The organism is Nocardioides luteus, assembly GCF_014648595.1.
Classification (GTDB): Bacteria; Actinomycetota; Actinomycetes; order Propionibacteriales; family Nocardioidaceae; genus Nocardioides; species Nocardioides luteus.
In genome coordinates this window covers 343,345-367,322 of record NZ_BMRK01000001.1, presented here as the reverse complement: position 1 = coordinate 367,322, position 23,978 = coordinate 343,345, and the positions used below count along the sequence as shown (strand labels likewise).

Here is a 23,978-nt window from a genome sequence, read left to right as displayed (position 1 = left end):
ATCGAGCGACAGTGACCCCAGACTCAGCGGCCCGGATCAGAGCTCGAAAGCCTCGCGGACCTGCGCCTCGGTGAGCCCGTAGTCGGCCAGGCTGTAGTCGTGCTTGGGCCGGGCGCTGCCGGAGCGGGACTCGGCATCGATCCGGGCGACCTCGGCACGCGCGGCCTCGCTCCACGGGATGTCGAAGTGGGTGTAGATCCCTTCGACGGTGCCGACGGGGTCCTTGACGAACGAGCGGTAGTCGACGTCGAGGAACTGCACCGGGTCGTACTTCTTCCGGGCCTCACCGAAGGAGCGCCAGGAGCGGGAGAGCATCTCGAGCTGGGTCTCGCCGATGGTCTCCCCGACGAACGTCGTCGACATCCCCGCCGTCGCCTCGGCGGACAGCGAGCAGCCCGAGGCGACCGAGACCACCGGGTCGCGGTGGGTGACGACGACGAGCGCGTCCGGGTAGACCTCCATCAGCGCGTCGAGCGCGACCAGGTGGGAGGGGTTCTTGAGCACCCAGCGCCTGTCGGTGTCGTTGAGGCCGATCAGCTGGAGGGTACGGCGATGGAGCTCGTACGCGTCGCGCCAGTCCTGCTTCGCCAGCCAGGCTGAGTAGCGCGGGACGTGGGCGAGCGACTCGAAGGAGATCGACTTGCCGCTCTGACGCAGCACCCGCCAGCACTCCTCGACGCTGGTGGCGTCCATGTAGTGGATCCCCATGAACTCGGGGTTGGTGACGTGGTGCTGGCGGTAGGCGTTCTGGAGGGCGGTGAAGACCGGGTCGTCGTCCCAGGTCTCGCGCGGCGGGCGCGGCTGGGGGAACTCGGTCAGCCAGGTCTCGAGGCCCTGGTGGGCCGGGTCGGCGGCCAGCAACCGGTGCAGGGCGGTGGTGCCGGTGCGGACGAGGCCGGTGACGAAGATCGGCCGCTCGATGCGTACGTCCTGGTGCTGGGGGAACTCGGCGAGCCGGGCGTGCGTCATCAGCCGCCCGACGAGGGCCGACTTCACCTGCGCGCGGTGGAAGTAGTTGCCGACAGGGGTCAGCCCGGCCTCGGGCGAGGCGAGGTCCTCGACAAGCAGCCGCAGCCCCTCCTCGTGACCGGTCCCGCCGAAGTCCGTCAGCCCGGTGGTGCGAGTGGCTGCGGCACAGATGTCCTCGTAGGTCCCGACGTCCGCGCGCTCGCGCGGCGCCTCAGTCATGGAACTCCCCGCAGTCCACGTTGAGCACGGTGCCGGTGACCGCGGAGGCCAGGTCGCTGCCGAGGAACAGCGCCGCGCGGGCGACCTCCTCAGGGGTCGCGAGCCGCTTGAGGTCGGTCGGCTCGGCCTTCTCGGCGTAGACCTCCTCGTGGGTGCGCCCCGACTCCGAGGCGATCCAGTCGAAGTAAGCCCTGTTGACGTCCTCGTAGATGTAGGACGGCGCGACGGAGTTGACCCGGATCCCGCGGGGGCCGAGCTCGGTGGCCAGCGAGGAGGCGAGATGGGCGAGCGCGCCCTTGGAGAGCTTGTAGCCGGCGAACTCGGGCTGGCTCTGGTAGAGCACCGCGGAGTTGATCATCACGATCGAGCCGCCGGGCTTCTCGGGTGTTGCTGCCAGCGCGTCGGCGAAGAGCGCGGAGAGCCGCAGCGGGGCGTAGACGTTGGACTCCTGGGCCAGCCGGAGCGCGTCGAGCGGGATCTGGGTGAGCGGATCCATGGGCGGGATGCCGAAGGCGTTGTTGAGGAGCACGTCGACGTGGCCGAACTTCTCCAGCGCCGCGTCGACCAGGTGTCGGCGCGCGTCCTCGTCGGTGATGTCGGTCGGCACCACGAGCGCACGGCGCCCGTGCTCCTCGATGACGCCGGCCATCTTCTGCAGCCGCTTCTCGGTGCGGCTGGCGAGCACGAGGTCGGCGCCCATCAGCGCGGCCTGCTCGCCGAGCGAGCGTCCGAGCCCGGGTCCGACGCCCGAGAGCACGACCACCTTGCCGTCCAGGAGTCCAGTCATGGCGCCTAGACTAGAACGTGTTTCACTGTTCGGGAAGGGGTGGCAGCGGTCAGGTCGGGAAGCTGAACCTGGCGACCTCGTCGACCCATTCCGCGTACGCCCCGACCTCCTGAGGCACCTCCTGGACCCGGACGAGGTCGGCATGGGCGCGGAGCACCCGTGACCAGTCGGCGCACGGTCCGCAGGTCGCGCGGCCGCACTCGGCGGTGTGCTCGCGCGCGACCTTCTCGAGGAGCTTGCGGAAGGTGCCGCCGTCCTCGCCCGCGGCGAGCGCCTCGACGACCGCCCCGAGCACGTGGACCGACTGCGCCGGCGCGCCCACCAGGATCGCCATCAGGATCCCGAGGGCGTGGTGGCCGGCCGGGTCGGCGCCGCCCTTGACCGGCGCGGTGCGGGCCAGCCGGTAGACCGCCAGCAGCTTGCGCGCGCCTCCGGGCGTGGCGCAGAACCTGGCGAGCTCGCTCATGAACAGCGCCTCACCCGGGGTCATCTCGTGACTGTCGACGGCGATCGGGCCCTGGTCACCGGCGCCGGCGGCCAGCGCGGACGGCCACGACGGCACCGCCTGCCGCATCAGCGAGCGCATGAACCGCACGGCGGGGTCGCCGGCGAAGGCCCGCAGCCCGAACGGCACGTCGAAGACGCGCGCCAGGTAGGCAGCAGGCTCTGCCACTCGGCCCGCGATCGAGCGCTGCGTCGCCTGAGCGTCGACCGCCGCGACGACGGCGACACCCTCCTGCGTGCCCAGCTCGTCGATCGCCCGCAGCACCCCGGCCGCGGTCGCCGGGTCGCACCGGTCGAGGTCGTCGACGTAGACGATGGTGCGCAGCACCGGCGAGCTCGGCGGTGGTCCCGGTGGGGCTGCGCGCAGGGCGGCCTCGTAGGCGGCGACCTCGCGGTCCATCGCAGCGAGCGCCATCGTGGTGGTCATCGGCTGTGCGCCCCGGCGCTTGCCGCGGGGCCCGTCCTCCTCGGGCAGCCCGGCCAGGGCGGCGCGCAGCTCGGCGGTGCGCCGCTGCGCGGCCTGGTGCTTGGCGACCAGCGGCGGCGGGGTGCTGCGCCCGTCGCCGCGAACCGCGTCGAGCACCGCACCGGCGACGTCGCCCTCGGCGAAGCGACGGGCGTCGAGGCGTACCTGGCGGGTGCGGGCGGAGTAGGCCTCGTCGTGCTCGCCGAGCCAGTCGATACGCTCCTGGACCTTCCGCAGGAAGGTCGAGCGACCGCTGCCCGGCTGGCCCTGGATCGCCACCGAGAGCGGCAGCTGGGTGTGGTCGGAGGCGAGCAGGCGCGCCACCCGGTCGACGTCGGCGCGGTGGCCGAGCACGTCCTCGTCGTCGTCGGGCCACTCCGGCACGGCGACCACGGGGTCGATGACGATCGGCACCTCGGCGGTGTCCCCCGAGGCCTGCGTGGTGTCGAACGCCGGTGACTCTGGCGGCGACGGGATGGGCGCCGGGTCGGGAGCCAGCTCGGACCGTGGCTTCGTGATGGGCTCTGGCTCTGGCTCCGGCTCTGGCTCGGGCCGCGGGTCGGACTCTGAGGTGGGCCCGGCGTCGGGATCGGGATCGACCATCTCCGCCAGCGGCGTGACGGGAAGCCCCAGCTCCTTCTCGACCCCCTGCAGCGCCTTGGCGAAGTCGGCGGCGCTCCAGTGCCTCCCCGCCCGGCGCTTGAACATCGCCTTGCGCAGCGCCTCCTGGAAGGAGCCCGGGAGGTCGTCACGGTCGATGGCGCGCGGGTCGAACTCCCGGATCCGCTCGGCGAGCGCGTCGGAGGTGTCGGGGCCGTCGGCCTCGAACGGGGTGTGGCCGGCCAGCAGGGTGTAGCAGGTCGCTGCGAGGCTCCAGATGTCCGCCCAGGCGCTCGGCTCGGGCGGGTCGGCGAGCATCTCCGGCGCCATCCACGGCAGCGAGGTCGCTCCGGTGCCGCCAGGACGTCCGGCCGAGGAGAGGTTGCCGAAGCCGACCAGCTGCGGCTGGCCGCCTCGGGTCATCAGGATGTTGGCGGGCTTCACGTCGCCGTGGAGGATGCCGTGCCTGGCGGCGACGTCGAGCGCACCCGCGATCTTGATCGTGATGCTCAGCGCCTCGTCGACCGGCAGCCGCTCACGTTGCCAGCGCTGCTGGAGATCACCGCCGGCGCGATGGTCCATCACCACGAAGCTGCGGTCGTCGTCGGTGACGCCGACGGCGTGCAGGGGCAGCACATGGGGATGGGCGGCGAGCTCGGCGACCTCCTTGGTCTCCCGCGACAGGACGTCCTGGGTCTCGCCGCTGAGCCGGTCGTTCCAGACCTTGACCGCGACGTCGACCTCCTCGTCCGGCCACTCGTAGAGGAAGACGGTGGAGGATCCGCCCGCGCCGATCAGCCGGCGAAACCGGAAGCCCGGGATCGTCGGTGGCTCGTGGTGGGGGCTGGCCATGGGGCGCAAGCATAGGGGCCCTACGCCCGTACGTCTCGCCCGCTCCTCAGCTGAGCATCCGGCGCGCAACTGCCCGTTGACGTGCGGCGATCCTCTCGGCATACCCCCCGGGGCTCATCTCCTCGGTGTGCGGGAGCAGGCCGCGTACGTCACCGAGAGGCACCCGACGCACCGTCGGCCCGTCGGCGGCGGTGAGGTCGCGCTCGAGCCGCTGCCAGCGCAGCATCAGCGCCCCGGTGCGGTGGCCGGTGGTCTCGAGCCAGTTCGCGATCGGCGCGCCGCCCAGCGGCGGGCGCTCGGAGATCACGAAGCGCATCACGCCGTCGGGGTCGGTCTCGGCCTGGGCCTTGGTGAGGCTGGTCTGGTGCGTCTCGTAGTCGGTCGAGGCATACCAGTCCGAGCCGATCTGGATGGCCTGGTAGGAGCAGTCGTCGCAGCGCGGCACCTCCACCACGAGCGCCTCGTCCTCGGCGATCTCGTAGTGGCCGATCGAGGAGAACTGCGACTCGAGCCCGCCGGGGGTGCGCGCAGGGACGGTGAGGGTGTTGACCGGTTCCTTGTACTGGAAGAACTGGGGGAAGGCGAACCAGGTCTGGATCGAGCCGGTCAGCGTGCGGGCGGCGACCTCGTACTTCTTCCGGAGCAGCTCCTGGGTCAGCGGGCGGCGCGGGCGGCCGAGGGTGTCGGGGCGCTCGATGGTGATCGTGCCGCGGGTCTCGGTGTCCCAGTCATTGAAGACCTCGCGCACGATCATGGTCTTCGCGCCCGGCTCGGCGACATAGGTGAACTCGAACCCGCCGTCCTCGTCGAGCTGCAGCTCGCGGTCGTCGAACGCCATCAGGCTGGTGGCCGCGGACTCGGCGGTGTAGGCGCCGCCCATCACCTGGAAGGACAGGTCGGCGCTGGTGCCGCGACGACCGCGGACGACGTACTCGACGCCTTCGCGCAGGTAGGCGTTGAGGTAGATCGCATCGGGGTTGTCGAGGCCCTGCTTGGAGAACTGGTGGGTCGGGTTCACGAATAGCGGCTGCTCGAGGTCGTAGTCGAACGCGGTCTGCATCGCCATCCGGATCCGGCCCGACAGGTACTCGTACCCCTCGAGCCGGTCGGCCTCGGTGCGGATGAACGGCGCGTTCGCGATCAGCTCCTCCGCCTCCGCGATCGCCTTCTGGAGCGGCTCGGTGAGGCCGTACGCCGCGCTCTGCTCGGTCACTGGGTGCTCGGTCACTGGGCGGCCTTGGCGATGATGTTCTCCGCGTACCACTCCAGGTGCTTGATCTTCTTCTCCAGCGGCTCCGGGTCCGCGCCCTTCACGTAGGGGTCGCGGAAGCCGACGATGCAGTCGGTGACGCCCTTGTCCTCGAGGCGCTTGATCCCGTCGAGGTCGTACGCGTCGTAGCTGATCACGTGGACCTCGAAGTCGTCGCGGGTGTCGCCCTCCTCGCGCCGGATCTCGGCCAGGCGGACCAGGAGCCGGCCGAGCTCCTCGCCGTCACCGCCGGCGTGCATCCAGCCGTCGCCCTTGCGCACCGCCCGGCGCAGGGCGGCGTCGGCGTGGCCGCCGACGAGCAGCGGGATCTTCTCGCTCGGCGCAGGGCGCTGCTGGAGCGGCTCGAAGCTGTAGAACTCCCCGTCGTACCCGAAGAAGTCGCCGCCGGGGTCGGTGAGCCCGCGCAGGATGTCCATGCACTCGTCCATCCGCTTGCCGCGGCGCTTCCAGTCGACACCGAGGGCGGCGAAGTCCTCCGGCCACGGGGAGAGACCAACACCGAGCCCGAGCCGGTTGCCGGAGAGGTAGGCGAGGCTCGAGGCCTGCTTGGCGGCCAGCACCGGCGGACGCACCGGCAGCTTCACCACGAACGGCGTCAGCCGCAGCGTCTCGGTCACCGCGAAGAGGTGGGCACACAGGATGAACGCCTCGATGAAGTCCTTGCCCTGCAGGAACTCGCGGTCGCCGGTGTCGGTGTAGGGGTAGGTGGAGTCGGACTCCTCCGGGTAGATCAGGCTGTCGGCGACGGTCATGCTCGTATAACCGGCTCGCTCGGCAGCCTGCGCCAGCGGCGCGTAGTAGTCGGCCTGCGTCATTGCCTCGGCATAGGTGAAGCGCATGGCCCAACAGTAGAACGTGTTCTATGTTTGTGCTACCCCGATGGTCGAGCCTGTCGAGACCCCTGAAGCCCCGGAGGTCGAGCCTGTCGAGACCCCTGAAGGAGACACCATGCCCACATCGCTCGAACGCCCGCCTGGCCTCGACTCACCCCTGACCGCAAAGATCATCAAGTACGGAGCCCGCGCCAACACCGCGCTCTTCAAGCTGACCAACGGTCGCATCGGCGGGAAGTGGCGGATCATGGCCGGCTGGCGCAAGCCCGCCCCCGTGCTGCTCCTGGAGCACGTCGGCCGCAAGTCCGGCCGCACCTTCACCACTCCCCTGCTGTTCATGCGGTCCGGCCCCGATCTGGTCGTGGTCGGTTCCCAGGGCGGGCTGCCGAAGGACCCGCAGTGGGTCGCCAACCTGCGCGCTCAACCCGAGGTCGCGGTCCGCGTCCCGCGCCGCGGGCGCGTGCTCGTCCGCGCCCGGATCGCCGACCCCGCGGAGAAGGCCGAGCTGTGGCCACGACTGCTGGAGACGTACGCCGACTTCGAGACCTACCAGACCTGGACCGACCGGGAGATCCCGGTCATCGTCCTCTCACCCCGCTGAAGGAACCCTCCATGGACATCCAGACCCTTGCCGACCGCGCCGAGATCGCCGACGCCCTGACCCGCTACACGCTCGCCGTCGACACCGGCGACTGGGACTCCCTCGACACCGTCTTCACCCCCGACGCCGTCATCGACTACTCCGAGTCGGGCGGCACCGTCGACGCGTACGCGCAGGTCAAGGCCTGGTTGGCCGAGATGCTCCCGGCTTTCTCCAGCAAGCGGCTGCACACCATCGGCCAGATCTCCTATGCGTTCGCCGACTCCGGCGACGAGGCCGAGATCGTGGCCTACTTCGACAACCCGATGGTCATCTCCGACGGCTCCGGCGGCGAGCGGGTCGTCGAGGTCGGCGGCCTCTACCGGCACACGTTCGTGCGTACGTCGGACGGCTGGCGCTCGCGCAAGCTGCACGAGCAGGTCGTCTGGACGCGCGGGTTCTAGGCGGTCCGCGTTCTAGGCGGCGGTCCCTCGAACCACCCAGTCCGCGAGCCCACCGAGCGGCACCAGCAGCTCCTGCCCCCGTTCGCTCAGTGCGTACTCGACGCCCGGCGGGACCGTCGGGAAGACCGTACGCGTCACGATCCCCTCCTCCTCGAGCGTGCGCAGGGTGCGGGTGAGCATGCGCTGGCTGATCCCGTCGACCCGGCGACGCAGCTCGTTGTAGCGGTGGGGCCGCTGCGCCAGCATCGTCACGACCAGCAGCGTCCACTTGTCACCGAGCATCTGCAGCGTCCGGGTGACCGGGCACGCCTCGTACTCCTCCGCCGGCACCTGCTCCGGCAGCCCGGCCTCGCGTGCCATCCCGACGATGTGGGTGGGGCGCTGGGGCACATCGGTGTTCCCATCTGACATTGAAGTGCCTTCTTCCGCGATCGCCGCGCGGCGGCGAGGGTTGCTGACACCAGCAACCTACCCATGAGGGAGAAGTCGATGAGCACGATCGCAGTCCTGGGCGCCGGCCCCGGCCTCGGCATGTCGGTGGCGCAGCGGTTCGCGCAGGAGGGGTACGACGTCGGGCTCGTCTCGCGCAGCGCCGACCGTCACCCGGGCTACCTGGAAGCCCTGTCGGCGAACGGCGTACGCACCACCGCGGTCGCCGCGGACCTTCGCGCTCCCGGCGAGGTGCTCCGGGCTCTGGAGGCGATCTCCGAAGAGCTCGGCCCGATCGACGTCGTCTACCACGGCCCCGGCGCCCAGGACCTGACCGCGGCCTCGGTCGGCATCCTCGAGACCGGGCCTTCTGATGTGCGCGCGGCGGTCGCCGAGGTGGTCGAGCCGGCCGCCGAGGTCGCCTCGCTGGTCCTGCCTGCCATGCGCTCCCGCGGCAGCGGTTCACTGATCTTCGTATCCGGCCTCAGCGCCCTCGTCCCCCTGCCTTTCCTCGGCCCGTACGCCCCCGCCTCCGGCGCCCTGCGCACCTATGTGCGGACCTTGGCTGCTGCCACCTCCGATGACGGAGTCCGGGTCGGCTCGCTCGTCGTCGGTGGGCTCATCGAGCGCGGCGACATCCATCAGATGCTCGCCGGCGCCACCTCGTACCGCACCCTTGATCCGGACGAGGTCGCCGACGCCGTCTGGCGTCTTGCCTCCGGCGAGGAGGACGAGGTCGTCTTCGACGTGCTCACGCAGGCGCCGTCCTGACGCAATCCCGGCCGGTTCGGCATCCACGACGGTCCACCACCGAGCGACGTCAGCGCTCACCTGGTCCGTCGTAGGTGAAGTCGACCGGCTTGCCGCTCTCGCGGGCGTAGGCGATCTCCCGGCTCGTGGACTCCCCGATGTAGCCGCCCGGGTTGACGACCAGAACCCGGTCGGCCAGGTCGATCTTGCGCAGATGAAGTGCGTCCAGCGCCGCCTTCTGCTCCGGCGGGATCGCCCTGCCGGCCTCGCGCTCCGCGGTGCTCAGGAAGACGCCCGGCGCAAGGACGATGACACCGGAGAAGGTCAGGTCGCGGTTCGCTGCGTTCATCTCTTCTGCGAACCGGGTCGAACCGCAGATGCAGACGATCTCGGGTCGGTCAGGCAAGGCTCGTTCCTCGGGCAGGCGGGAGATCGCCGACAGTCTAGCCAGCACGACCGGCCTCGATCGGTCGCCGCGCTGAGGTGGTGGAGCCGTCGAAGAGGTACGACGGGGAGTTCGGCAGGGGTTACCGCCGCGTAACCCCTGCCGAACTCCCCGTCGTACCCGAGGGCTGCGTCAGTCCTGGGGGCCGGTGATGCCTGTCAGTGTCCAGAGACCCAGGGCGGTGGGGGCCAGGGTTGTCCAGGTCGCCTGCAGCTCGGCGTCTCCTGAGGAGAGACCGAGGCCGATCAGCGTCACTACCGGCGCGACGGCGGTCGCGATGCAGACGGCCGACCAGAATCGGCGCGGGCCCGGGGTCAGCGGCACCAGCACGGACAGGACGCCCAGCGCCATCACGAAGCAGAGTACGACCGTCGCGACCAGGCCGGTGAAGACCCAGAAGTGCGACGCACGGCTCCCGAAGCTCGCGTCCGGGTTGCCGACCAGGACCTTGCCGTACGACAGCGCCGCCCAGATCGCCCTGACTTCGCGGCGGTCGTTGCCCGCCGAGTCGTCGACGCTGACCAGCACGGGCGCGGTCAACGAGACGACGAGCAGGATGATCCCGCCCACCGCCTGGGTCGTACGCAGCCGCTCGTCCAGCTTCGCCACGGCGCGTTCGACGCCGCGGCCCTGCTCGCTCGTGTTCGTCACGACGCAAAGTTAAACCGTCGAGAGACGACCGGTGGCGTACGGCAGCGGCGAGTCCGCCGGCAGGGAAGACGGGTCAGCCGAGACCCGGACGCGCGTGCAGACCGCCACCGGACTCGTAGAGCAGGCCCTTGTCCTTGATGAGCTGGCCCGCGGCGGCGAGGATCGGGCTGTCACCGACGGCGGAGCCGGCCATCGAGACGATCGCCTCGAACATCTTCGCGGCGGCCTCGTCGACGGCCGGCCAGTTCCACTCGGAGGGAGCGGCGCCGATCGGCTCGACGGCGTGCCAGCGGGCGGCGCGGGCCTCGGCCATCGTGTTGAGGGTGCTCCAGCCGAGGCCGCCGAGACCGACGACACCGCCGAAGTTGAGACCGATCAGGCCCCAGCCATTGCACTGGTACTCGTAGGCCGAGGGGCCGAACTCGGCCTCGTCCAGCTCGACCCGGGTGATCACGGGCTCGGGGCCGGTGTTGGGTGCGTAGAGCTTGAACGCCGGCCGTGCCGCGAGCAGCGAGGCCGATGCCGTCGTGGTGATCTCGCTCAACGGCTGGCCAGGGGCGGAGTAGGCGTCGAAGACGCGGAATCCGAGGTCGAGGGCATAGCCGACGACGAAGCGTCGGTCGTCCTGGGCGGCGTAGAAGTTGCGATTGAACACGTTGGGGGAAACCTCGCTTGGGCCCACCCGGCGACCGACGTACGTCGACGTCGAGCGACCCGGCGGGATGTGGTTCGGGCAGCGGCGACTGTATCGCGCCGGGCCGAGTGACCCGGTAACCGGTTGGTGATCTGTATCTCTTGCGAGTCCCTCAGGAGTAGGTGCCGCGGACGGTGTCGGTGGTCGGCAGCGACTGGCAGCCGAGCCGGATCCCGTCGTCGAGATCCTCCTGCTCCAGCACGTCGTTGCGGACCATCTTGACCTCGCCCTCGAGCAGCCGGAAAGCGCATGCCGAGCACTCACCTTCCCGGCACGAGTACGGCGCTTTGACACCCTTCGCCTCGAGGAACTCGAGCATCGGCGTGCCCGGGTCCCAGTCGTCGAAGGTGCTGGTGGTGCCGTCGAGCTCGATCTCCAGCTCGACCGGCTGTCTCGCGACTCCCTCGGGCGCCTCGACGACCTCCGCCTCGGCCTCCTCGACCGGAGCGATCTCGCCGAACGGGTTGCCGCCGAGCGAGGCGAACTTCTCCTGGTGGCGCCGCGCCCGCGGGAACTCCAGCTCCTTGAGCGCCGCGACGGTCGCCTTCATGAACGGCGCCGGACCGCACACGAACGCGTCGTACGTGAGCCGGTCGGCCGCGAACGCCTTGAGCTGCTCCGGGGTCGGCAGCCCCTGGACCGACTCGAGCCAGTGGACCACCTGGAGCCGGTCGGGGTGCTCGGCGGCGAGCCGCGCCCACTCCTCGGCGAAGATCACCGACCGCTCGTCGCGGTTGGCGTAGAAGACCACGATCCTGCCCTTGCCCTCCCGCAGGGCGGTGCGGGCGATCGAGATGATCGGGGTGACTCCCGACCCGCCAGCGAAGAGCAGCAGGTCGGCGTCGATGTCGGCAGGGGTGAAGATCCCGCTGGGCGGGAGCACGCGGAGCGTGTCGCCCGGACGCAGGTTGTCGCAGATCCAGTTGGACGCGTAGCCGTCGGCGGTGCGCTTGACGGTGACCGTGAGCGGGTCACCGGGAGCACTGGAGAGCGAGTAGCAGCGAGCCGCCAGCCCGTCGCGGTCGCTCGGCACGGCCACGGTGAGGAACTGACCGGGCTTGGGCTGAAAGGCGTCCTTCAGGTCGTCGGGGAGGTCGAAGACGATCGAGTGCGCCTCCGCGGTCTCCTCGACCACGTCGCTGACGGGCAGCAGGAAGGAGTCAGTAGCCATCCTCGGCTCCGATCTGGATCCGGCCGTCGGCGACGGCTGCTTCGATGGACGCGGCCAGACGAGGGCAGCGGGCGTGGACGAGGCGGGCGCCGTCGGCGGCCGCCTTGCGGCGTACGAGGTCGGGGCACTGGGCCTGCGCCTCGGCCGTCCACTGGACGGAGGTCTGGTGCTCGCTGTTCTTCTTCACTCCGACGCGGGCGAGGCAGTCGAGACACTCCACCTCGACCAGGCGGGCCTGTGTGTAGAGGCGCTGGTCCTCGAGCGTCTCCGGGGAGCGGGGGACGAAGGAGGCCATCAACTGGCTCCCTCGGAGGTCTCGACAGGCTCGACCACCGATGCCTCCTTCTCGGCCTCGATCCGGCGGAGGTTGTCGGCGACCTCCTCCTGCCAGAACTCGTTGGCCTTGGTGGTGTCGACCTCGAACTCGAAGCGGGCACGCATCTCGGGCTCGATGTCGGCGACGTCGACGTAGAACTGCTCGTACCAGCGGCGCAGCTGGTAGACCGGGCCGTCCTCCTCGCACAGCAGCGGGTTCTGCACCGGCGCCTTGTTCTCCCAGATCGCCACGTCCTGGAGGAACCCGTCGCCGAACATGTCGGCGTACTTCTTGCCGATGAAGTTGGCGGTCTTGTCGTCGAGGCCCTCGGGCTTCTTGACGGTGATGCCGTACTGCAGCAGGAACGAGTCGGGGCCCGTCGGGATGTGGCAGTTGATCAGGATCACCTCGGTGATGAAGCCCTTGTAGTCGACCTCGAGCCAGTTGATCATGTACGCCGGGCCGTAGTAGGTCGCCTCCGACTTGAGGAACATGTCGGCGTCACCGTAGCCGCCGGCGACGTCCGGGCGGCCCTTCGACGCCATGTACTGCGTCGCGGTGTGGTCCTCGAAGACGTTGCGGAAGTCGGTCGGGAAGGCGAAGTGCACGTAGTAGAAGTGCGCCATGTCGACCACGTTGTCGATCAGCTCGCGGCAGTGGCTGCCCTTGATCGGGACCGTGTTCCAGATCCAGTCGGTGTAGATCTCGCGGTTGCTGACGTCGGGCAGCTCCGGCGGCAGGATGTCGTAGTCGGCCTTCGACCCCTCCGGATCGTGCCAGATCAGCAGCGAGTCGTTGCGGATCACGGTCTCGTACGCCTTGGTGCGGGCGCGCAGCGGGACGCGGCGGGCGTACGGGATCTGCTTGCAGCGGCCGTCGGCGCCCCAGCGCCAGTCGTGGAACGGGCAGCCGACCTCGTCGCCCTTCACGGTGCCCTGGGTGAGATCGCCGCCCATGTGGCGGCAGTAGCCGTCGAGCACGCCCAGCTCGCCCTTGGTGTTCTCCCAGACGACGAGCTTGCCGCCGAACGCCTCGACCGCGTGGGGCTTGCCGTCCTTGAAGTCGCGGGCCAGACCCAGACAGTGCCAACCGCGCGCGAAGCGCTCCGGCTGCGTGCCGTGGTCGAGCGTGCGGGTCTGGGTGGTGGGGTCGGCCATGGTCGTACCTTCCGCTGGTATGAGCCTGTTCAAAACGTAGAACCTGTTCTAGTTTTATCACATGCATGTGGCCTTGACACCAGCCCAGGAGCAACTCCGCTCAGAGCTCAACGCCTATTTCGCCGAGTTGGTCACGCCCGAGCGCCGCGCGGCGCTCGCGCGGGCATCCGGCGAGTTCGGCGACGAGGAGGACAAGGAGGTCTACCTCTCGACCATCCGGCAGATCGGTGCGGACGGCTGGCTCGGGATCGGGTGGCCGAAGGAGTACGGCGGCCAGGACCGCTCCGTGGTGGAGCAGCTGATCTTCACCGACGCCGCCGCCGTGGCCGGGGTGCCGATCCCGTATCTCACGCTCAACACGGTCGGGCCGACGATCATGCGGTTCGGGACCGAGGAGCAGAAGGCGTACTTCCTGCCGAAGATCCTCGCGGGCGAGCTGCACTTCTCGATCGGCTACTCCGAGCCCGGCTCGGGCACGGATCTGGCCTCGCTGCAGACGAAAGCGGTGCTCGACGAAGGCGCTGGCGAATGGGTCATCAACGGCCAGAAGATGTGGACCTCACTGATCCAGTATGCGGACTGGATCTGGCTCGCCTGCCGGACGGAGCCGGACGCGTCGCGCCACAAGGGTCTCTCGATGATCCTGGTGCCGACGTCGGCGTCGGGATTCGCCTACACACCGGTCCAGACCGTGGCCGGGGTCGGTACGTCGGCCACCTACTACACCGACGTGCGCGTGCCGGCCTCCAATCTCGTCTCCGAGCGCGGCGGCGGCTGGGCGCTGATGACCAACCAGCTCAACCACGAGCGGGTCGCGCTCACCTCGGCGGCGCCGCTGGTGCACTCGCTCGGGATGGTGACAGAGTGGGCACGTGCGACCGAGGTGCCCGGCGGTGGCCGCGTCATCGACACCGAGTGGGTCCAGCTCGCCCTCGGGCGGGCGCACGCACGCATCGAGGCGCTCTCGCTGGTCAACTGGAAGCTGGCCTCCGACGCCGACCACGGGGTCGCGCTCTCGCCGGCCGAGGCGTCGGCGACCAAGGTCTACGGCTCCGAGCTCGCCACCGAGGTCTACCGGACGCTGATGGAGATCGTCGGCCCGCACGCCGGCGTGACCGCCGACTCCCCCGGCGCCGTGCTCGCCGGCCGGCTCGAGCGGTTCCACCGCTCCTCGCTGGTGATGACGTTCGGCGGCGGCACCAACGAGATCCAACGAGACATCATCGGCTACGTGGGCCTCGGCCTCCCCGCCGCCAAGCGCTGACCAACGACTCGAGGACACCTCATGGACTTCTCCTTCACCACCGAATCCGACGACGCCGCCGAGCTCGCGGCGAAGATCATCGGCGATGCGACCTCGGTCGAGCGGCTGCGTACGGTCGAGGCGGAGGCGGGCGACCGCGGACGTTTCGACGCTACGCTGTGGTCTGCGCTCGGCGAGGCCGGACTGCTCGGTCTCCATCTCCCCGAGGAGCACGACGGCGCCGGGCTCGGTCTCGTCGAGCTGTGCCGCGTGCTCGTCGAGGCCGGCCGGCGCGTGGCGCCGGTGCCGCTCGCGGTGCACGGGCCGTGCGGGCTGCTGCTTGCCGAGGCCGGCCCGTCGGCGCTGAGCGGCGTCGCCGACGGCTCTCGGCTGCTGGCCGCGGCAGCCGCCGAAGAGCACTCCCACCTGCCCGACTCCCCCACCGTCACCGCTGACGGCGAGACGATCACCGGGGTGAAGACGCTGGTCAGGGCCGGGATGATCGCCGACGCCTTGCTGGTGACCGCGTCCGGCCCTGACGGCGAAGCCGGCGTCTACCTGGTCGAGGCCGACGCGTCCGGCGTAGACCGGCGCGCACAGCACACCAGCGACGGCGACGTCACCGCGCTGGTCACGTTCTCGTCCGCGCCGGCGCTGCGTCTCGGGGGCGCGGCGACCGCTGCTCGCTTCGGTGAGCTGCTCACGGTCGCCGCGGCGGCGGAGCTCCTCGGCGTCACGGAAGGAGCCCTGTCGCTGACCTCGTCGTACGCGAAGACCCGCGAGCAGTTCGGCCGCGCGATCGGCACCTTCCAGGCGGTGTCCCAGCGCCTGGCCGACGGGTTCATCGACGTACTCGCCCAGCGCCTGACCCTCTGGCAGGCGGTCTGGCGGGTCTCCTCCGGCCTTCCCGCCGCCGACCAGGTCGCCGTCGCCAAGCTTTGGGCAGCCGATGCGGCTCACCGTCTCGCCCACACCACCGTCCACGTCCACGGCGGCGTCGGCATCGACCTCGACGGAGAGGCGCACCGCTACTTCACCGCCGCGAAGCGCTTCGAGTTCGTCCTCGGAGGCGCCAGCGAGCAGGCGCTGCGTATCGGCCGGGCTCTCGCCGCCTCCTGACCTCAGCCGACATCTGAGGGGCTCCGGTTTCCGCTGGAGCCCCTCTCGTCGTGGCTGGTGTTCGTGCAGTATCGCGGCGAGCAACTAGGCTGTGCGATAGTGCGTAGGGCTATCTGTTCCCGACAAGGCGGTTGACGCTCAGCATGTGAGATGTCTCCGCCTGCTTGACGGGCACTTTGTGGACTTGATGGGTGTTTCAGTGCCCGTCAAGTCCAGGGATACCCGGTCGACCGGGTATCCCTGGGGCCGTCATCCGCCCGGACACCCCTCGCTGTCGCCACCGGAATAGCAGGGCGGCGCGTGCGGCCGGTCCCCCGCCGGACCAGGCGTGGGCAGGTCGACGGCGCCGGGGATGTAGGCGAGCGCTACGAAGGCGGCGACAGCGAGGGCGAGAAACGTCTGCCAGATGGTGCCGATGATCCGACGGTTGCCGGTGAGGAGATGGGTGGTGGCTCCTCCTAGGACGGCTGCGATCGCGACCGCTGCCCAGACCCGATACGTGGTGATGTTGCCGGGGCGGATCTTCGGCTGCTCACCGAAGAAGACCAGGTAGACCTCCAGCCAGTTCGAGACCAGGATCGCGATGGCGAGCAGCGCCGTGCACGAGGTCAGGACGGGGATGACGGGGAGCCAGCGGTTCAGGGGCGCGCGGCGGGGAGCGAGCATGCGTACGAGTCTTGCGGCGCGGGAGCGCGGCGTGATGAGCCTGCGTACTCAACCTTGACCTTCAGGCCGGGCGAAGCCCGAGGCTCGGAACGTGCCCACGACACCTGCCACCGACCCGACCATGACCGCCATCACTACCGCCGTGACCCGCGGCCGCGACGGTGACGTCGCTCGAGCACGCGAGGACCTGCTCGCGATCTGGGCCGACATCGGCGTGCTCGGAGACCCGCTCCGCCGGTGCACGCTCGCCCACCACCTCGCCGATCTCTACGCCGACCCAGCGGCGGCGCTGGTCTGGGACGTACGCGCCCTCGACGCCGCCGTGGCGCTCACCGACCAGCGGGCACAGGAGCACCACGCGAGCCTCCAGGTCGCAGGCTTCTATCCGAGCCTGCACCTCAACCTCGCCGACGACCTCCGGCGCCTCGGCGCGTTCGAGACCGCAGCCGAGCACATCACCGCTGCCGAGGAGCACACGGCGGCGCTCCCATCAGGGGCGTACGGAGACATGATCAGCACCGCGATCAGCGACGTGCGTGCGGCGATCGCCGCACGCGACACGGCGTCTCGGGCCAGCTCCCCCAGCGTCGGCTGACGCTGCCGGGTGCCTCAGGCGGCCTTGGCGATGGTGCCGAGGATCGCCGAGGCGGCGGCCTCGGGCGCCTTGGTGGGGATCCAGTGGCTGACGCCGTCGAGCTCGATGAACTCGAACGGACCGGTCACGAAGTCCTCGATGCCCTCGAACGCGGTGCGGCCGATGGCGACGTCGCGGTTGCTCCAGAGCATGGTGGTCGGGACCGAGACCCGGCCGACCTTGGGAGCGAGCATGAGGGCGCGGTACCACCCGAGGCCGCCCGGCAGCGCTCCGTACTCGACGATCTCCTCGCGGAAACGCTGGACGTCCGCGTCCTTCCAGCCGCTCCCCCGCATCATCCGCTCCATCCGGCCGTTCGGTCCGGCGACGAGCTCGGGCAGGAGCGGGATGTTGAAGAGCGCCATGTAGGTCGACTTCTTCCGCTGCGGCCCCTTCATCGAGCGCGCGAACGGCACCGGGTGCGGCACCGACATCGCCGTCCAGCTGCGCACCAGGTCGGGGCGCTTCGCCGCCACTCCCCAGCCGACCGCGCTCCCCCAGTCGTGGCCGGCCAGGTGCACCGGCCGGCCGACCTCGTCGATGAGCGCCACCACGTCCTCGATCAGGTCACGCGCGCCGTAGCCGAAGCGGGTACGCGGCCGCGCGCCCGGCGAGTAGCCCCGCTGGTCCGGGGCGATCGTCCGGAGCCCGGCATCGTGCAGGATCGGCGACACCTCGCGCCAGCACGTCGCCCGCTCCGGGAAACCGTGCAGCAGCACCACCGGGTCGCCGTCGGCGGGGCCGGTGTCGATCACGTCGAAGGTCAGTCCGTCACGTACGTAGCTCGAGATCGTCACGCGCCCATCCTGTCAGTCCCGCGCCCCTTCGTGGCGGTTGTCCTGTGCGATAGCGGCGTCGGCGACCACGGTGTGCGATAGCGCAACGCGGTAGGTGCGGCGGAGACCGAGGCATGAGAAACCCCCGCTCGGTGTTCCCGAGCGGGGGTCTCGACGAGCTCGACCTCCGGAGAGTGAGGGCTATCCCTCGGCGATGGCGTCCAGCTTCTTGACGGTCGCCTCGAACTCGGCGATCAGGTCGGCCATGACCTCGGCGACGGGGCGTACCTGGTTCATCCGGCCGACGATCTGTCCCACTGGCATGGCGACGACATCGGGGTCGCCGGCGGCGTTGATGCGGTTGTGGGCGTCGGAGACGAGCAGGTTCTGCAGCGGCATCGGCAGCGGGGCCGGGGAGCCGTCGGCCTCCCAGGCGTCGGTCCACTTCGACTTCAGCAGGCGGGCCGGCTTGCCGGTGTAGATGCGCATCCGGCGGGTGTCGGCGGAGGTGGCGCGGGTGAAGGCCTGCTCCCAGCCGGCGTGGGTGTTGAGGTTGCGGTACTCCGATGTGCCGAGCCAGATGGAACCGGTCCAGACGCCCTGGGCACCGAGCGCGAGCGAGGCGGCGATCTGCCGGCCGGAGCCGATCCCGCCGGCACCGAGCACAGGTACGTCGGGGCCGACCGCGTCGACGATGTCGGGCTGGAGCACCATCGAGGCGATCTCACCGGTGTGGCCGCCGGCCTCGTAGCCCTGGGCGACGATGATGTCGACGCCGTTGGAGACGTGCGAGACCGCGTGCTTCGGGGCGCCCGCGAGAGCCGCGACCTTGACGCCGTGCTCGTGAGCCTTGGCGATGACGTCGTTGGGCGGGGTGCCGAGCGCGTTGGCGATCAGCACCGGGCGGTGCTGCAGCGCGACGTCGACGTGGGAGCGAGCGGTGGAGTGCAGCCAGCCGAGGACGCCTTCGCGCCCCTCCCCCTCCGGCAGCGGCGGCACCCCCATGGCGAGCAGCGTCTTGTCGACCCACTCGGTGTGCTCGGCGGGGATGTAGGACGACAGGTCGGTCGAGGTGCCCTCGGTGGGCACCTTCATCGGCATCACCACGTCGACGCCGTACGGCTTGCCGTCGGTGTTCTCGTCCATCCAGGTCAGGGTGCGGTCGAGCTCTTCGGCGTCGTTGAAGCGTACGCAGCCCAGCACGCCGAGGCCACCGGCCTTGGAGACCTCGGCGGCCACGTGCTCGCTGGGGGTGAACGCGAAGATCGGGTAGTCGATCCCGAATGCCTCGCACAGTGCCGTACGGATCATGCCTTTGCTCCTTCAGAGTCCTGCTCGGTCGCGGTGGTCTGGGTGGCCAGGGCGATCTCCTTGGCCTTGGGGTACTGGGCCTTGCCCGTGGCGTTGCGGGGCACCTCGTCGACGATGGTCAGCGCGCGCGGCAGCTTGTAGCCGGACAGGTGGGCCCGCAGGAACGTACGCAGCCCCTCGAGCTCGACGGTCGCGCCCGGTCGGGGCTCGACGACCGCCGCGACGGCCTGGCCGTAGCGCTCGTCCGGGATGCCGACGACGAGCGTGTCGTAGACGTCGGGGTGGGCCTTGATGGCGGCCTCCACCTCCTCGGGGTAGACCTTCTCGCCGCCGGTGTTGATGCAGTTGGAGCCTCGTCCCAGAAGGGTGAGGCGGTTGTCGGTCTCGATGCGGGCGTAGTCGCCGGGGATCGCGTAGCGCTCGCCGTCGATCTCGACGAAGGTCTTCGCCGACTTCTCCGGGTCCTTGTAGTAGCCGACCGGGACGTGGCCCTTGCGGGCGGTGCGGCCGATTTTGCCGACGTCGGTGGTGAGGTCGAGCGGGTGGCCGTCGTCGCCGATGACCGCGGTGTGGGCGCCGGCGGTGACCACCGGGCCGTCGGTCGAGAGCGCGGAGGCGTCCTGGAGACCGGTGCCCTGGAAGCCGGTCTCGGTCGAGCCGACCGAGTCGGTGAAGACCGCGTTCGGGAAGTGGCTCATCCAGCGCTCCTTGACCGACTTGGAGAAGATCGCGGCGCTGGAGGCGATGGCGAAGAGCGACTGTCCGTCGAAGCTGTTGCCGTCGCCGGGCCCGGCCTCGTAGGCGTCGATGAGCGGCACCGCCATCGCGTCGCCGGTCATGAACATCATCTGGACCTTCTCGCGGTCGACGATCTCCCAGGTGCGTACCGGGTCGAACTTCGGCTCCAGGATCGTGATCTGGCCCGCGAAGAGGTGCATGAGCAGCGAGGCCTGCGCGCCGCCGTGCATCAGCGGGCTGAGCGGGAGCGTGATCAGCCCGTCGCCCGCGGCCTGCTTGGACTGGTCGTACTCCTCCAGCGGCTCGCCGGTCATGAAGTCGATGCCACCGCCGAGCACGCGCCAGAAGTCCTCGTGGCGCCACATCACGCCCTTCGGGAAGCCGGTCGTGCCACCGGTGTAGATGACGTGGATGTCGTCGGCGCTGCGCTCACCGAAGTCGCGGGCGTCCGACTGTCCCGAGAGCGCCTCCTCGAGCGTGATCCCGCCGAACGGGCTCAGGTCGGACTCGTCACCCGGGTCGAGCGGGTCGGGCACCGAGACGAACGTCTTCAGGCCCGGCAGCTTCGGCGCGACCTCGGCGACCAGCGGTGCGTACACGCGGTCGTGGACCAGCGCCTTGAGGTCCGCGTTCTCGAAGAGGTACTCGAGCTCGCCGGCGACGTAGCGATAGTTCACGTTGATCGCGACCGCCCGGATCTTGAGGATCGCGAGCAGAGCGACGACGTGCTCCACGGAGTTCTTGGAGTAGAGGCCGACGTGGTCGCCCTTCCCGAGACCTTGGCCGGCCAGGTAGTGGGCCAGCTTGTTGGACTCACGCTCCAGCTCTGCGTAGGTCACTTTGCGGTCGCCGACTTGGACGGACACCTTCTCGGGCGCGGCGTCGACGGCGTGTTCGAAGAGGTCAGCAAGGTTCAGCGCCATGACTGCGAGACTAGAACACGTTTCAGTTTTCCGCTAGGGTCTGGTGTTATGCCGATCACAGAAACTTCCGGATCCGCTGCCGAGCCCGAGGCCGCGCCGCACGCGATCGTCGAGCAGGACGGCCACAAGCTCATCGTCACGCTGAACCGTCCCGAGCGCCGTAACGCGCTCTCCGCCGAGATGATGCGGATCATGGAGGACGCCTGGGACCGGGTGAACTCCGACCCGGCGATCCGGGTGTGCATCCTCACCGGAGCCGGTGGCTACTTCTGTGCCGGGATGGACCTGAAGAAGGCCGACGAGAAGCCGCCCTCGGAGTCCTTCGACGAGGGCTTCGACCCGTCGGTGATCAAGGGGCTCCTCAAGGGCTTCCGGCTCACCAAGCCGCTCATCGCCGCCGTCGAGGGGCCCGCCATCGCCGGCGGCACCGAGATCCTGCAGGGCACCGACATCCGGGTCGCCGGCGAGTCGGCGAAGTTCGGCGTCGCCGAGGCCCGCTGGTCGCTCTACCCGATGGGCGGTTCCGCGGTCCGGCTCCCCCGCCAGATCCCCTACACCGTCGCCGCCGAGCTCCTGCTGACCGGACGTACGCTGAAGGCCCCCGAGGCCAAGGAGCTCGGTCTGATCGGCCACGTCGTCCCCGACGGCACCGCCTTGGAGAAGGCCCACGAGCTCGCCGACATGATCGCGGCCAACGGCCCGCTCGCCGTCCAGGCCATCCTCCGCACGATGCGCGACTCCGAGGGCAAGCACGAGGAGGACTGCTGGGCCGACGACGCCAAGGTCGGCGCCGCCGTCTTCGCCTCCGAGGACGCCAAGGAAGGGCCCAAGGCGTTCCTGGAGAAGCGCAAGCCGGAGTTCCAGGGCCGCTAGTCGGAGGGGCGGCCCGCCCGCGTGCCGGGCAGCATCCGCGGAAGCAGGCCCCGACGAAGCACCAGCAGTACGTGTGCTGCCAGCGACACGTAGAACGCGATGTGGGCCGCCACATGGAGCGGAACGAGGTCGTCGGAGACCGCCACCAGCGCGAGGCCGGTGAGCGGGACGACGAACATCAGCATGAGCAGCGTCCGCTCGGTCACGTGGGCCACCCGTCGATCGGTCGCGGTCAGCCGTGGGTCCCACGGCGGCAGCGACGCGATCAGTCGTCGTGCGACCCGGAGGCCGCCGAGCAGCAGGATCGTCAGGCCGAGCAGGAGGTGCAGCTCGGGGAGGGTGACGCCGTCGAGGCCGATCCGGCCGTCCCACAGGTCGTCCCAGGCGGTCGCCAGCGCGCCGCCCTCCTCCGCCTGCGCCTCGCAGACGTCCTCGAGCCGCTCGAAGCGCTCCTCCTCCGCCTCCGAGGTGTCGCCACCGCTGCGGTCCTCCCCCGGCGGGTCGCAGTCGGCATCGGCCGACATCACATAGCCGACCACGAGCTGGAGCACGAACGCGGCCACGGTCGACCAGTGCAGCGTCTTGGCGACGCCTCCGTAGCCGTTCGCCGGCGTGCCTGACATGACAGGCGAGCCTAGCGCGCCGAGCGGTTGTCGGATCGGGACACAGCCGTTCGTGGCACTGGTGAGCGTCGCCGCCGGTGGCGCCACCACCAGGTGGAACCATGTCCGGCACCGCAGCCACCACCCGCACACCCGTCCGGCTGACCATGTCCATGACGCTGGGCGGGTACGTCACCGGTCCCGACGACCGCCACGGCCAGGGCCTCGGGCGGGGCGGGGAAGGATCTTCGACTGGCTCGACGACCGATGATCGCCCAACAGGTGCCTCAGCCCGAGAAGCGTGCGCGCAGCGCCTTCTTGTCGGGCTTGCCGAGGGCGGTCATCGGGATCGAGTCGACCTCGATGACCGACTTCGGCGCCTGCACCGAGCCCTTCTTCTCCTTGACCAGGGCCTGGATCTCGGCGATGACTTCGTCGGAGAGGGTGGTGTCGGGACGTACGACCACGACGGCCGTCACCGCCTCGCCGAACTTCTCGTGCGGCGTGCCGATGACCGCCACCTGGGCGACGGCTGGATGCGTCGCGACGACGTCCTCGACCTCGCGCGGGAAGACGTTGAATCCGCCGGTGACGATCATGTCCTTGGTGCGGTCGACGATGTACCAGAAGCCGTCCTCGTCCTGGCGTGCCACGTCGCCGGTGTGCATCCAGCCGTCTCGGAAGGTCTCCGCGGTGACCTCGGGCAGCTGCCAGTAGCCGCCCGAGAGCAGCGGGCCGGCGACACAGATCTCGCCGGCCTCGCCGGGGGCGACCGGGTTGCCGTCGGTGTCGAGCAGGGCGGTACGCACCAGCGCGGACGGGCGCCCGCAGGAGGTCAGGCGGTGGGTGAGCGGCTTGCCATCGGCGTCGACGTGGTCGCCCTTGGCGAAGTAGGTGATCGCCATCGGCGCCTCGGACTGGCCGTAGTACTGCGCGAAGATCGGGCCGAACCGCTCGATCGCCTCCGCCAGCCGTACCGGGTTGATCGCGGAGGCCCCGTAGTAGACCGTCTCGAGCGAGGACAGGTCGCGGGTGTGGGAGTCGGGGTGGTCCATGAGCGCGTAGAGCATCGTCGGCACCAGCATCAGCGAGGAGATCCGCTCGCGCTCGATGGTCTCCAGGACGGCGGCCGGGTCGAACTTCGGCAGCACGAACAGGGTGCCGCCCTTGATCACGACCGGCACGAAGAAGGCGGCGCCGGCGTGCGAGAGCGGCGTGCACATCAAGAAGCGCGGCGACTCGGGCCACTCCCACTCGGAGAGCTGCACCTGGGTCATGGTCGCGAACGAGCCGGCCTGCCCGATCACGCCCTTCGGCTTCCCGGTCGTGCCGCCGGTGTAGGTGATCGAGGTGATGTGGTCGGGCGGCAGCAGCCGCGCCTGGAGCGGCTGGACGTCGTAGGTCTCCGCCGCGGCGACCAGGTCGACCCCGACCTCGGCCAGCTGCGGCGGGACCGGACCGATGGTGAGCACCCGCTCGAGCTTGGGGCACAGCTCGAGCAGCTCGACGGCACGGTCGGCGAAGTAGGGGTCGATGACCAGCCCGGTGATGCCGGCATCGTTGATGACGTACGCCTGGTCCTCGGCGCTCCCCAGCGGGTGCAGCGAGGTGCGCTGGAAGCCCTGGGTCTGGCCGGCGCCGAGGATGAAGAGCACCTCGGGCCGGTTGAGCGCGAGCAGCGCGGTCGCCGTGCCGGTGCCGGCGCCGAGCTCCTCGAACGCCTGGATGTACTGGCTGATCCGGGCGGCCACCTCTCCCCCGGTCAGGCTGACCAGCTCGTCTGAGCTCGAGCCGAGATGGAGGATCGGACGGTCCTTGTGGCGCTCCAGCGCCGAGACCATCAGATGACCGTTGTGGGGACCGATGCGGCTGGTATCCATGTCCGCACCCTACCGCGAAACTAGAACGTGTTCTAGGGGGTGCAGGGTGTGGACAG

The 23,978-nt window shown here is 70.0% G+C and carries 25 protein-coding genes; 7 read left to right on the top strand and 18 right to left on the bottom strand.

Going from position 1 to position 23,978, the window contains the following annotated elements:
* Nucleotides 1-36: 36 nt before the first annotated feature.
* Genes IEY81_RS01755 through IEY81_RS01735 form a run of 5 tightly spaced genes read right to left on the bottom strand, consistent with a single transcriptional unit; the run spans nt 37 to nt 6,506 of the window.
* Nucleotides 37-1,188 (bottom strand): sulfotransferase family protein, encoded by a 1,152-nt coding sequence (locus tag IEY81_RS01755; RefSeq protein ID WP_189116706.1) that lies wholly within the window; start codon nt 1,186-1,188, stop codon nt 37-39.
* Nucleotides 1,181-1,975, bottom strand: a complete 795-nt coding sequence (locus IEY81_RS01750) for an SDR family oxidoreductase (protein ID WP_189116705.1) — start codon at nt 1,973-1,975, stop codon at nt 1,181-1,183. Before IEY81_RS01750 ends, IEY81_RS01755 begins: the two co-directional genes overlap by 8 nt.
* 49 nt (nt 1,976-2,024) lie before the next feature.
* The gene (locus IEY81_RS01745; protein WP_189116704.1) at nt 2,025-4,397 is read right to left on the bottom strand and encodes a serine/threonine-protein kinase; all 2,373 of its coding nucleotides are present in this window, start codon (nt 4,395-4,397) and stop codon (nt 2,025-2,027) included.
* A 46-nt stretch (nt 4,398-4,443) separates the two neighbouring features.
* The gene (locus IEY81_RS01740) at nt 4,444-5,625 is read right to left on the bottom strand and encodes a hypothetical protein (protein WP_229787182.1); all 1,182 of its coding nucleotides are present in this window, start codon (nt 5,623-5,625) and stop codon (nt 4,444-4,446) included.
* On the bottom strand, nt 5,622-6,506 hold the full coding sequence (locus IEY81_RS01735; protein WP_189116703.1) for a TIGR03619 family F420-dependent LLM class oxidoreductase: 885 nt from the start codon (nt 6,504-6,506) through the stop codon (nt 5,622-5,624). Before IEY81_RS01735 ends, IEY81_RS01740 begins: the two co-directional genes overlap by 4 nt.
* A 109-nt stretch (nt 6,507-6,615) precedes the next feature.
* On the opposite strand from IEY81_RS01735, the gene IEY81_RS01730 reads away from it, so the two are divergent.
* Nucleotides 6,616-7,101 carry a nitroreductase/quinone reductase family protein gene (locus tag IEY81_RS01730; RefSeq protein WP_189116702.1) on the top strand — a complete coding sequence of 162 codons (486 nt, stop codon included), beginning with the start codon at nt 6,616-6,618 and terminating at the stop codon, nt 7,099-7,101.
* An 11-nt stretch (nt 7,102-7,112) separates the two neighbouring features.
* The gene (locus IEY81_RS01725) at nt 7,113-7,544 is read left to right on the top strand and encodes a nuclear transport factor 2 family protein (RefSeq protein WP_189116701.1); all 432 of its coding nucleotides are present in this window, start codon (nt 7,113-7,115) and stop codon (nt 7,542-7,544) included.
* A gap of 12 nt (nt 7,545-7,556) precedes the next feature.
* Here IEY81_RS01725 and IEY81_RS01720 read toward each other — a convergent pair whose 3' ends face one another.
* On the bottom strand, nt 7,557-7,955 hold the full coding sequence (locus IEY81_RS01720; protein ID WP_189116700.1) for a winged helix-turn-helix transcriptional regulator: 399 nt from the start codon (nt 7,953-7,955) through the stop codon (nt 7,557-7,559).
* A 78-nt stretch (nt 7,956-8,033) separates the two neighbouring features.
* Between IEY81_RS01720 and IEY81_RS01715 the strand changes: the two genes are divergently transcribed.
* Nucleotides 8,034-8,744 carry an SDR family NAD(P)-dependent oxidoreductase gene (locus IEY81_RS01715; protein WP_189116699.1) on the top strand — a complete coding sequence of 237 codons (711 nt, stop codon included), beginning with the start codon at nt 8,034-8,036 and terminating at the stop codon, nt 8,742-8,744.
* Nucleotides 8,745-8,793: 49 nt separating this feature from the next.
* Here IEY81_RS01715 and IEY81_RS01710 read toward each other — a convergent pair whose 3' ends face one another.
* From IEY81_RS01710 to IEY81_RS01685, 6 genes are all read right to left on the bottom strand, one after another.
* The gene (locus tag IEY81_RS01710) at nt 8,794-9,129 is read right to left on the bottom strand and encodes a hypothetical protein (RefSeq protein WP_189116698.1); all 336 of its coding nucleotides are present in this window, start codon (nt 9,127-9,129) and stop codon (nt 8,794-8,796) included.
* Nucleotides 9,130-9,300: 171 nt separating this feature from the next.
* Nucleotides 9,301-9,819, bottom strand: coding sequence for a hypothetical protein (locus IEY81_RS01705; protein ID WP_189116697.1), 519 nt, complete (start codon nt 9,817-9,819; stop codon nt 9,301-9,303).
* Between the two features lie 73 nt (nt 9,820-9,892).
* A complete protein-coding gene (locus IEY81_RS01700) occupies nt 9,893-10,474 on the bottom strand; it encodes a hypothetical protein (protein WP_189116696.1) in 582 nt (193 codons plus the stop codon).
* Between the two features lie 151 nt (nt 10,475-10,625).
* A complete protein-coding gene (locus IEY81_RS01695) occupies nt 10,626-11,684 on the bottom strand; it encodes a ferredoxin--NADP reductase (RefSeq protein WP_189116695.1) in 1,059 nt (352 codons plus the stop codon).
* Nucleotides 11,674-11,979: a hypothetical protein gene (locus IEY81_RS01690; RefSeq protein ID WP_189116694.1), complete on the bottom strand. Its 306-nt coding sequence runs from the start codon at nt 11,977-11,979 to the stop codon at nt 11,674-11,676. Before IEY81_RS01690 ends, IEY81_RS01695 begins: the two co-directional genes overlap by 11 nt.
* The gene (locus IEY81_RS01685) at nt 11,979-13,157 is read right to left on the bottom strand and encodes a 3-ketosteroid-9-alpha-monooxygenase, oxygenase component (RefSeq protein WP_189116693.1); all 1,179 of its coding nucleotides are present in this window, start codon (nt 13,155-13,157) and stop codon (nt 11,979-11,981) included. Before IEY81_RS01685 ends, IEY81_RS01690 begins: the two co-directional genes overlap by 1 nt.
* A gap of 61 nt (nt 13,158-13,218) precedes the next feature.
* Here IEY81_RS01685 and IEY81_RS01680 point away from each other — a divergent pair, with 61 nt between their 5' ends.
* Entirely contained in the window at nt 13,219-14,421 is a 1,203-nt protein-coding gene (locus IEY81_RS01680; RefSeq protein ID WP_189116692.1) for an acyl-CoA dehydrogenase family protein, read from the top strand.
* A 21-nt stretch (nt 14,422-14,442) separates the two neighbouring features.
* A complete protein-coding gene (locus IEY81_RS01675; RefSeq protein ID WP_189116691.1) occupies nt 14,443-15,519 on the top strand; it encodes an acyl-CoA dehydrogenase family protein in 1,077 nt (358 codons plus the stop codon).
* A 249-nt stretch (nt 15,520-15,768) separates the two neighbouring features.
* Here the strand turns inward: IEY81_RS01675 and IEY81_RS01670 are convergent, their stop codons facing one another.
* The gene (locus IEY81_RS01670; RefSeq protein WP_189116690.1) at nt 15,769-16,185 is read right to left on the bottom strand and encodes a DUF6234 family protein; all 417 of its coding nucleotides are present in this window, start codon (nt 16,183-16,185) and stop codon (nt 15,769-15,771) included.
* Nucleotides 16,186-16,276: 91 nt separating this feature from the next.
* Between IEY81_RS01670 and IEY81_RS01665 the strand changes: the two genes are divergently transcribed.
* A complete protein-coding gene (locus IEY81_RS01665) occupies nt 16,277-16,780 on the top strand; it encodes a hypothetical protein (protein ID WP_189116689.1) in 504 nt (167 codons plus the stop codon).
* A gap of 14 nt (nt 16,781-16,794) precedes the next feature.
* On the opposite strand, the gene IEY81_RS01660 is transcribed toward IEY81_RS01665, so the two are convergent.
* The 3 genes from IEY81_RS01660 to IEY81_RS01650 all read right to left on the bottom strand — a co-directional run bounded on the left by IEY81_RS01660 (nt 16,795) and on the right by IEY81_RS01650 (nt 20,567).
* Nucleotides 16,795-17,616 carry an alpha/beta fold hydrolase gene (locus IEY81_RS01660; RefSeq protein ID WP_189116688.1) on the bottom strand — a complete coding sequence of 274 codons (822 nt, stop codon included), beginning with the start codon at nt 17,614-17,616 and terminating at the stop codon, nt 16,795-16,797.
* A 180-nt stretch (nt 17,617-17,796) separates the two neighbouring features.
* On the bottom strand, nt 17,797-18,906 hold the full coding sequence (locus tag IEY81_RS01655) for an NAD(P)H-dependent flavin oxidoreductase (RefSeq protein ID WP_229787180.1): 1,110 nt from the start codon (nt 18,904-18,906) through the stop codon (nt 17,797-17,799).
* Nucleotides 18,903-20,567 carry an acyl-CoA synthetase gene (locus tag IEY81_RS01650; RefSeq protein ID WP_189116687.1) on the bottom strand — a complete coding sequence of 555 codons (1,665 nt, stop codon included), beginning with the start codon at nt 20,565-20,567 and terminating at the stop codon, nt 18,903-18,905. The genes IEY81_RS01655 and IEY81_RS01650 overlap by 4 nt, the downstream gene beginning before the upstream one ends.
* A gap of 48 nt (nt 20,568-20,615) precedes the next feature.
* Here IEY81_RS01650 and IEY81_RS01645 point away from each other — a divergent pair, with 48 nt between their 5' ends.
* Nucleotides 20,616-21,440 carry a crotonase/enoyl-CoA hydratase family protein gene (locus IEY81_RS01645; protein WP_189116686.1) on the top strand — a complete coding sequence of 275 codons (825 nt, stop codon included), beginning with the start codon at nt 20,616-20,618 and terminating at the stop codon, nt 21,438-21,440.
* Here IEY81_RS01645 and IEY81_RS01640 read toward each other — a convergent pair.
* Nucleotides 21,437-22,063, bottom strand: a complete 627-nt coding sequence (locus IEY81_RS01640; protein WP_189116685.1) for a cytochrome b/b6 domain-containing protein — start codon at nt 22,061-22,063, stop codon at nt 21,437-21,439. The two genes, IEY81_RS01645 and IEY81_RS01640, sit on opposite strands and share 4 nt — an antisense overlap.
* A gap of 266 nt (nt 22,064-22,329) precedes the next feature.
* The gene (gene fadD8 / locus IEY81_RS01635; protein ID WP_189116684.1) at nt 22,330-23,922 is read right to left on the bottom strand and encodes a fatty-acid--CoA ligase FadD8; all 1,593 of its coding nucleotides are present in this window, start codon (nt 23,920-23,922) and stop codon (nt 22,330-22,332) included.
* Nucleotides 23,923-23,978: the final 56 nt, after the last annotated feature.

Bases quoted from the DNA above. Each gene is read 5' to 3' on its own strand.
- IEY81_RS01755 (WP_189116706.1), bottom strand. From the start codon at position 1,188: ATGACTGAGGCGCCGCGCGAGCGCGCGGACGTCGGGACCTACGAGGAC.
- IEY81_RS01750 (WP_189116705.1), bottom strand. From the start codon at position 1,975: ATGACTGGACTCCTGGACGGCAAGGTGGTCGTGCTCTCGGGCGTCGGA.
- IEY81_RS01745 (WP_189116704.1), bottom strand. From the start codon at position 4,397: ATGGCCAGCCCCCACCACGAGCCACCGACGATCCCGGGCTTCCGGTTT.
- IEY81_RS01735 (WP_189116703.1), bottom strand. From the start codon at position 6,506: ATGCGCTTCACCTATGCCGAGGCAATGACGCAGGCCGACTACTACGCG.
- IEY81_RS01730 (WP_189116702.1), top strand. From the start codon at position 6,616: ATGCCCACATCGCTCGAACGCCCGCCTGGCCTCGACTCACCCCTGACC.
- IEY81_RS01725 (WP_189116701.1), top strand. From the start codon at position 7,113: ATGGACATCCAGACCCTTGCCGACCGCGCCGAGATCGCCGACGCCCTG.
- IEY81_RS01720 (WP_189116700.1), bottom strand. From the start codon at position 7,955: ATGTCAGATGGGAACACCGATGTGCCCCAGCGCCCCACCCACATCGTC.
- IEY81_RS01715 (WP_189116699.1), top strand. From the start codon at position 8,034: ATGAGCACGATCGCAGTCCTGGGCGCCGGCCCCGGCCTCGGCATGTCG.
- IEY81_RS01695 (WP_189116695.1), bottom strand. From the start codon at position 11,684: ATGGCTACTGACTCCTTCCTGCTGCCCGTCAGCGACGTGGTCGAGGAG.
- IEY81_RS01690 (WP_189116694.1), bottom strand. From the start codon at position 11,979: ATGGCCTCCTTCGTCCCCCGCTCCCCGGAGACGCTCGAGGACCAGCGC.
- IEY81_RS01685 (WP_189116693.1), bottom strand. From the start codon at position 13,157: ATGGCCGACCCCACCACCCAGACCCGCACGCTCGACCACGGCACGCAG.
- IEY81_RS01680 (WP_189116692.1), top strand. From the start codon at position 13,219: ATGCATGTGGCCTTGACACCAGCCCAGGAGCAACTCCGCTCAGAGCTC.
- IEY81_RS01675 (WP_189116691.1), top strand. From the start codon at position 14,443: ATGGACTTCTCCTTCACCACCGAATCCGACGACGCCGCCGAGCTCGCG.
- IEY81_RS01670 (WP_189116690.1), bottom strand. From the start codon at position 16,185: ATGCTCGCTCCCCGCCGCGCGCCCCTGAACCGCTGGCTCCCCGTCATC.
- IEY81_RS01655 (WP_229787180.1), bottom strand. From the start codon at position 18,906: ATGATCCGTACGGCACTGTGCGAGGCATTCGGGATCGACTACCCGATC.
- IEY81_RS01650 (WP_189116687.1), bottom strand. From the start codon at position 20,567: ATGGCGCTGAACCTTGCTGACCTCTTCGAACACGCCGTCGACGCCGCG.
- IEY81_RS01645 (WP_189116686.1), top strand. From the start codon at position 20,616: ATGCCGATCACAGAAACTTCCGGATCCGCTGCCGAGCCCGAGGCCGCG.
- IEY81_RS01640 (WP_189116685.1), bottom strand. From the start codon at position 22,063: ATGTCAGGCACGCCGGCGAACGGCTACGGAGGCGTCGCCAAGACGCTG.
- fadD8 (WP_189116684.1), bottom strand. From the start codon at position 23,922: ATGGATACCAGCCGCATCGGTCCCCACAACGGTCATCTGATGGTCTCG.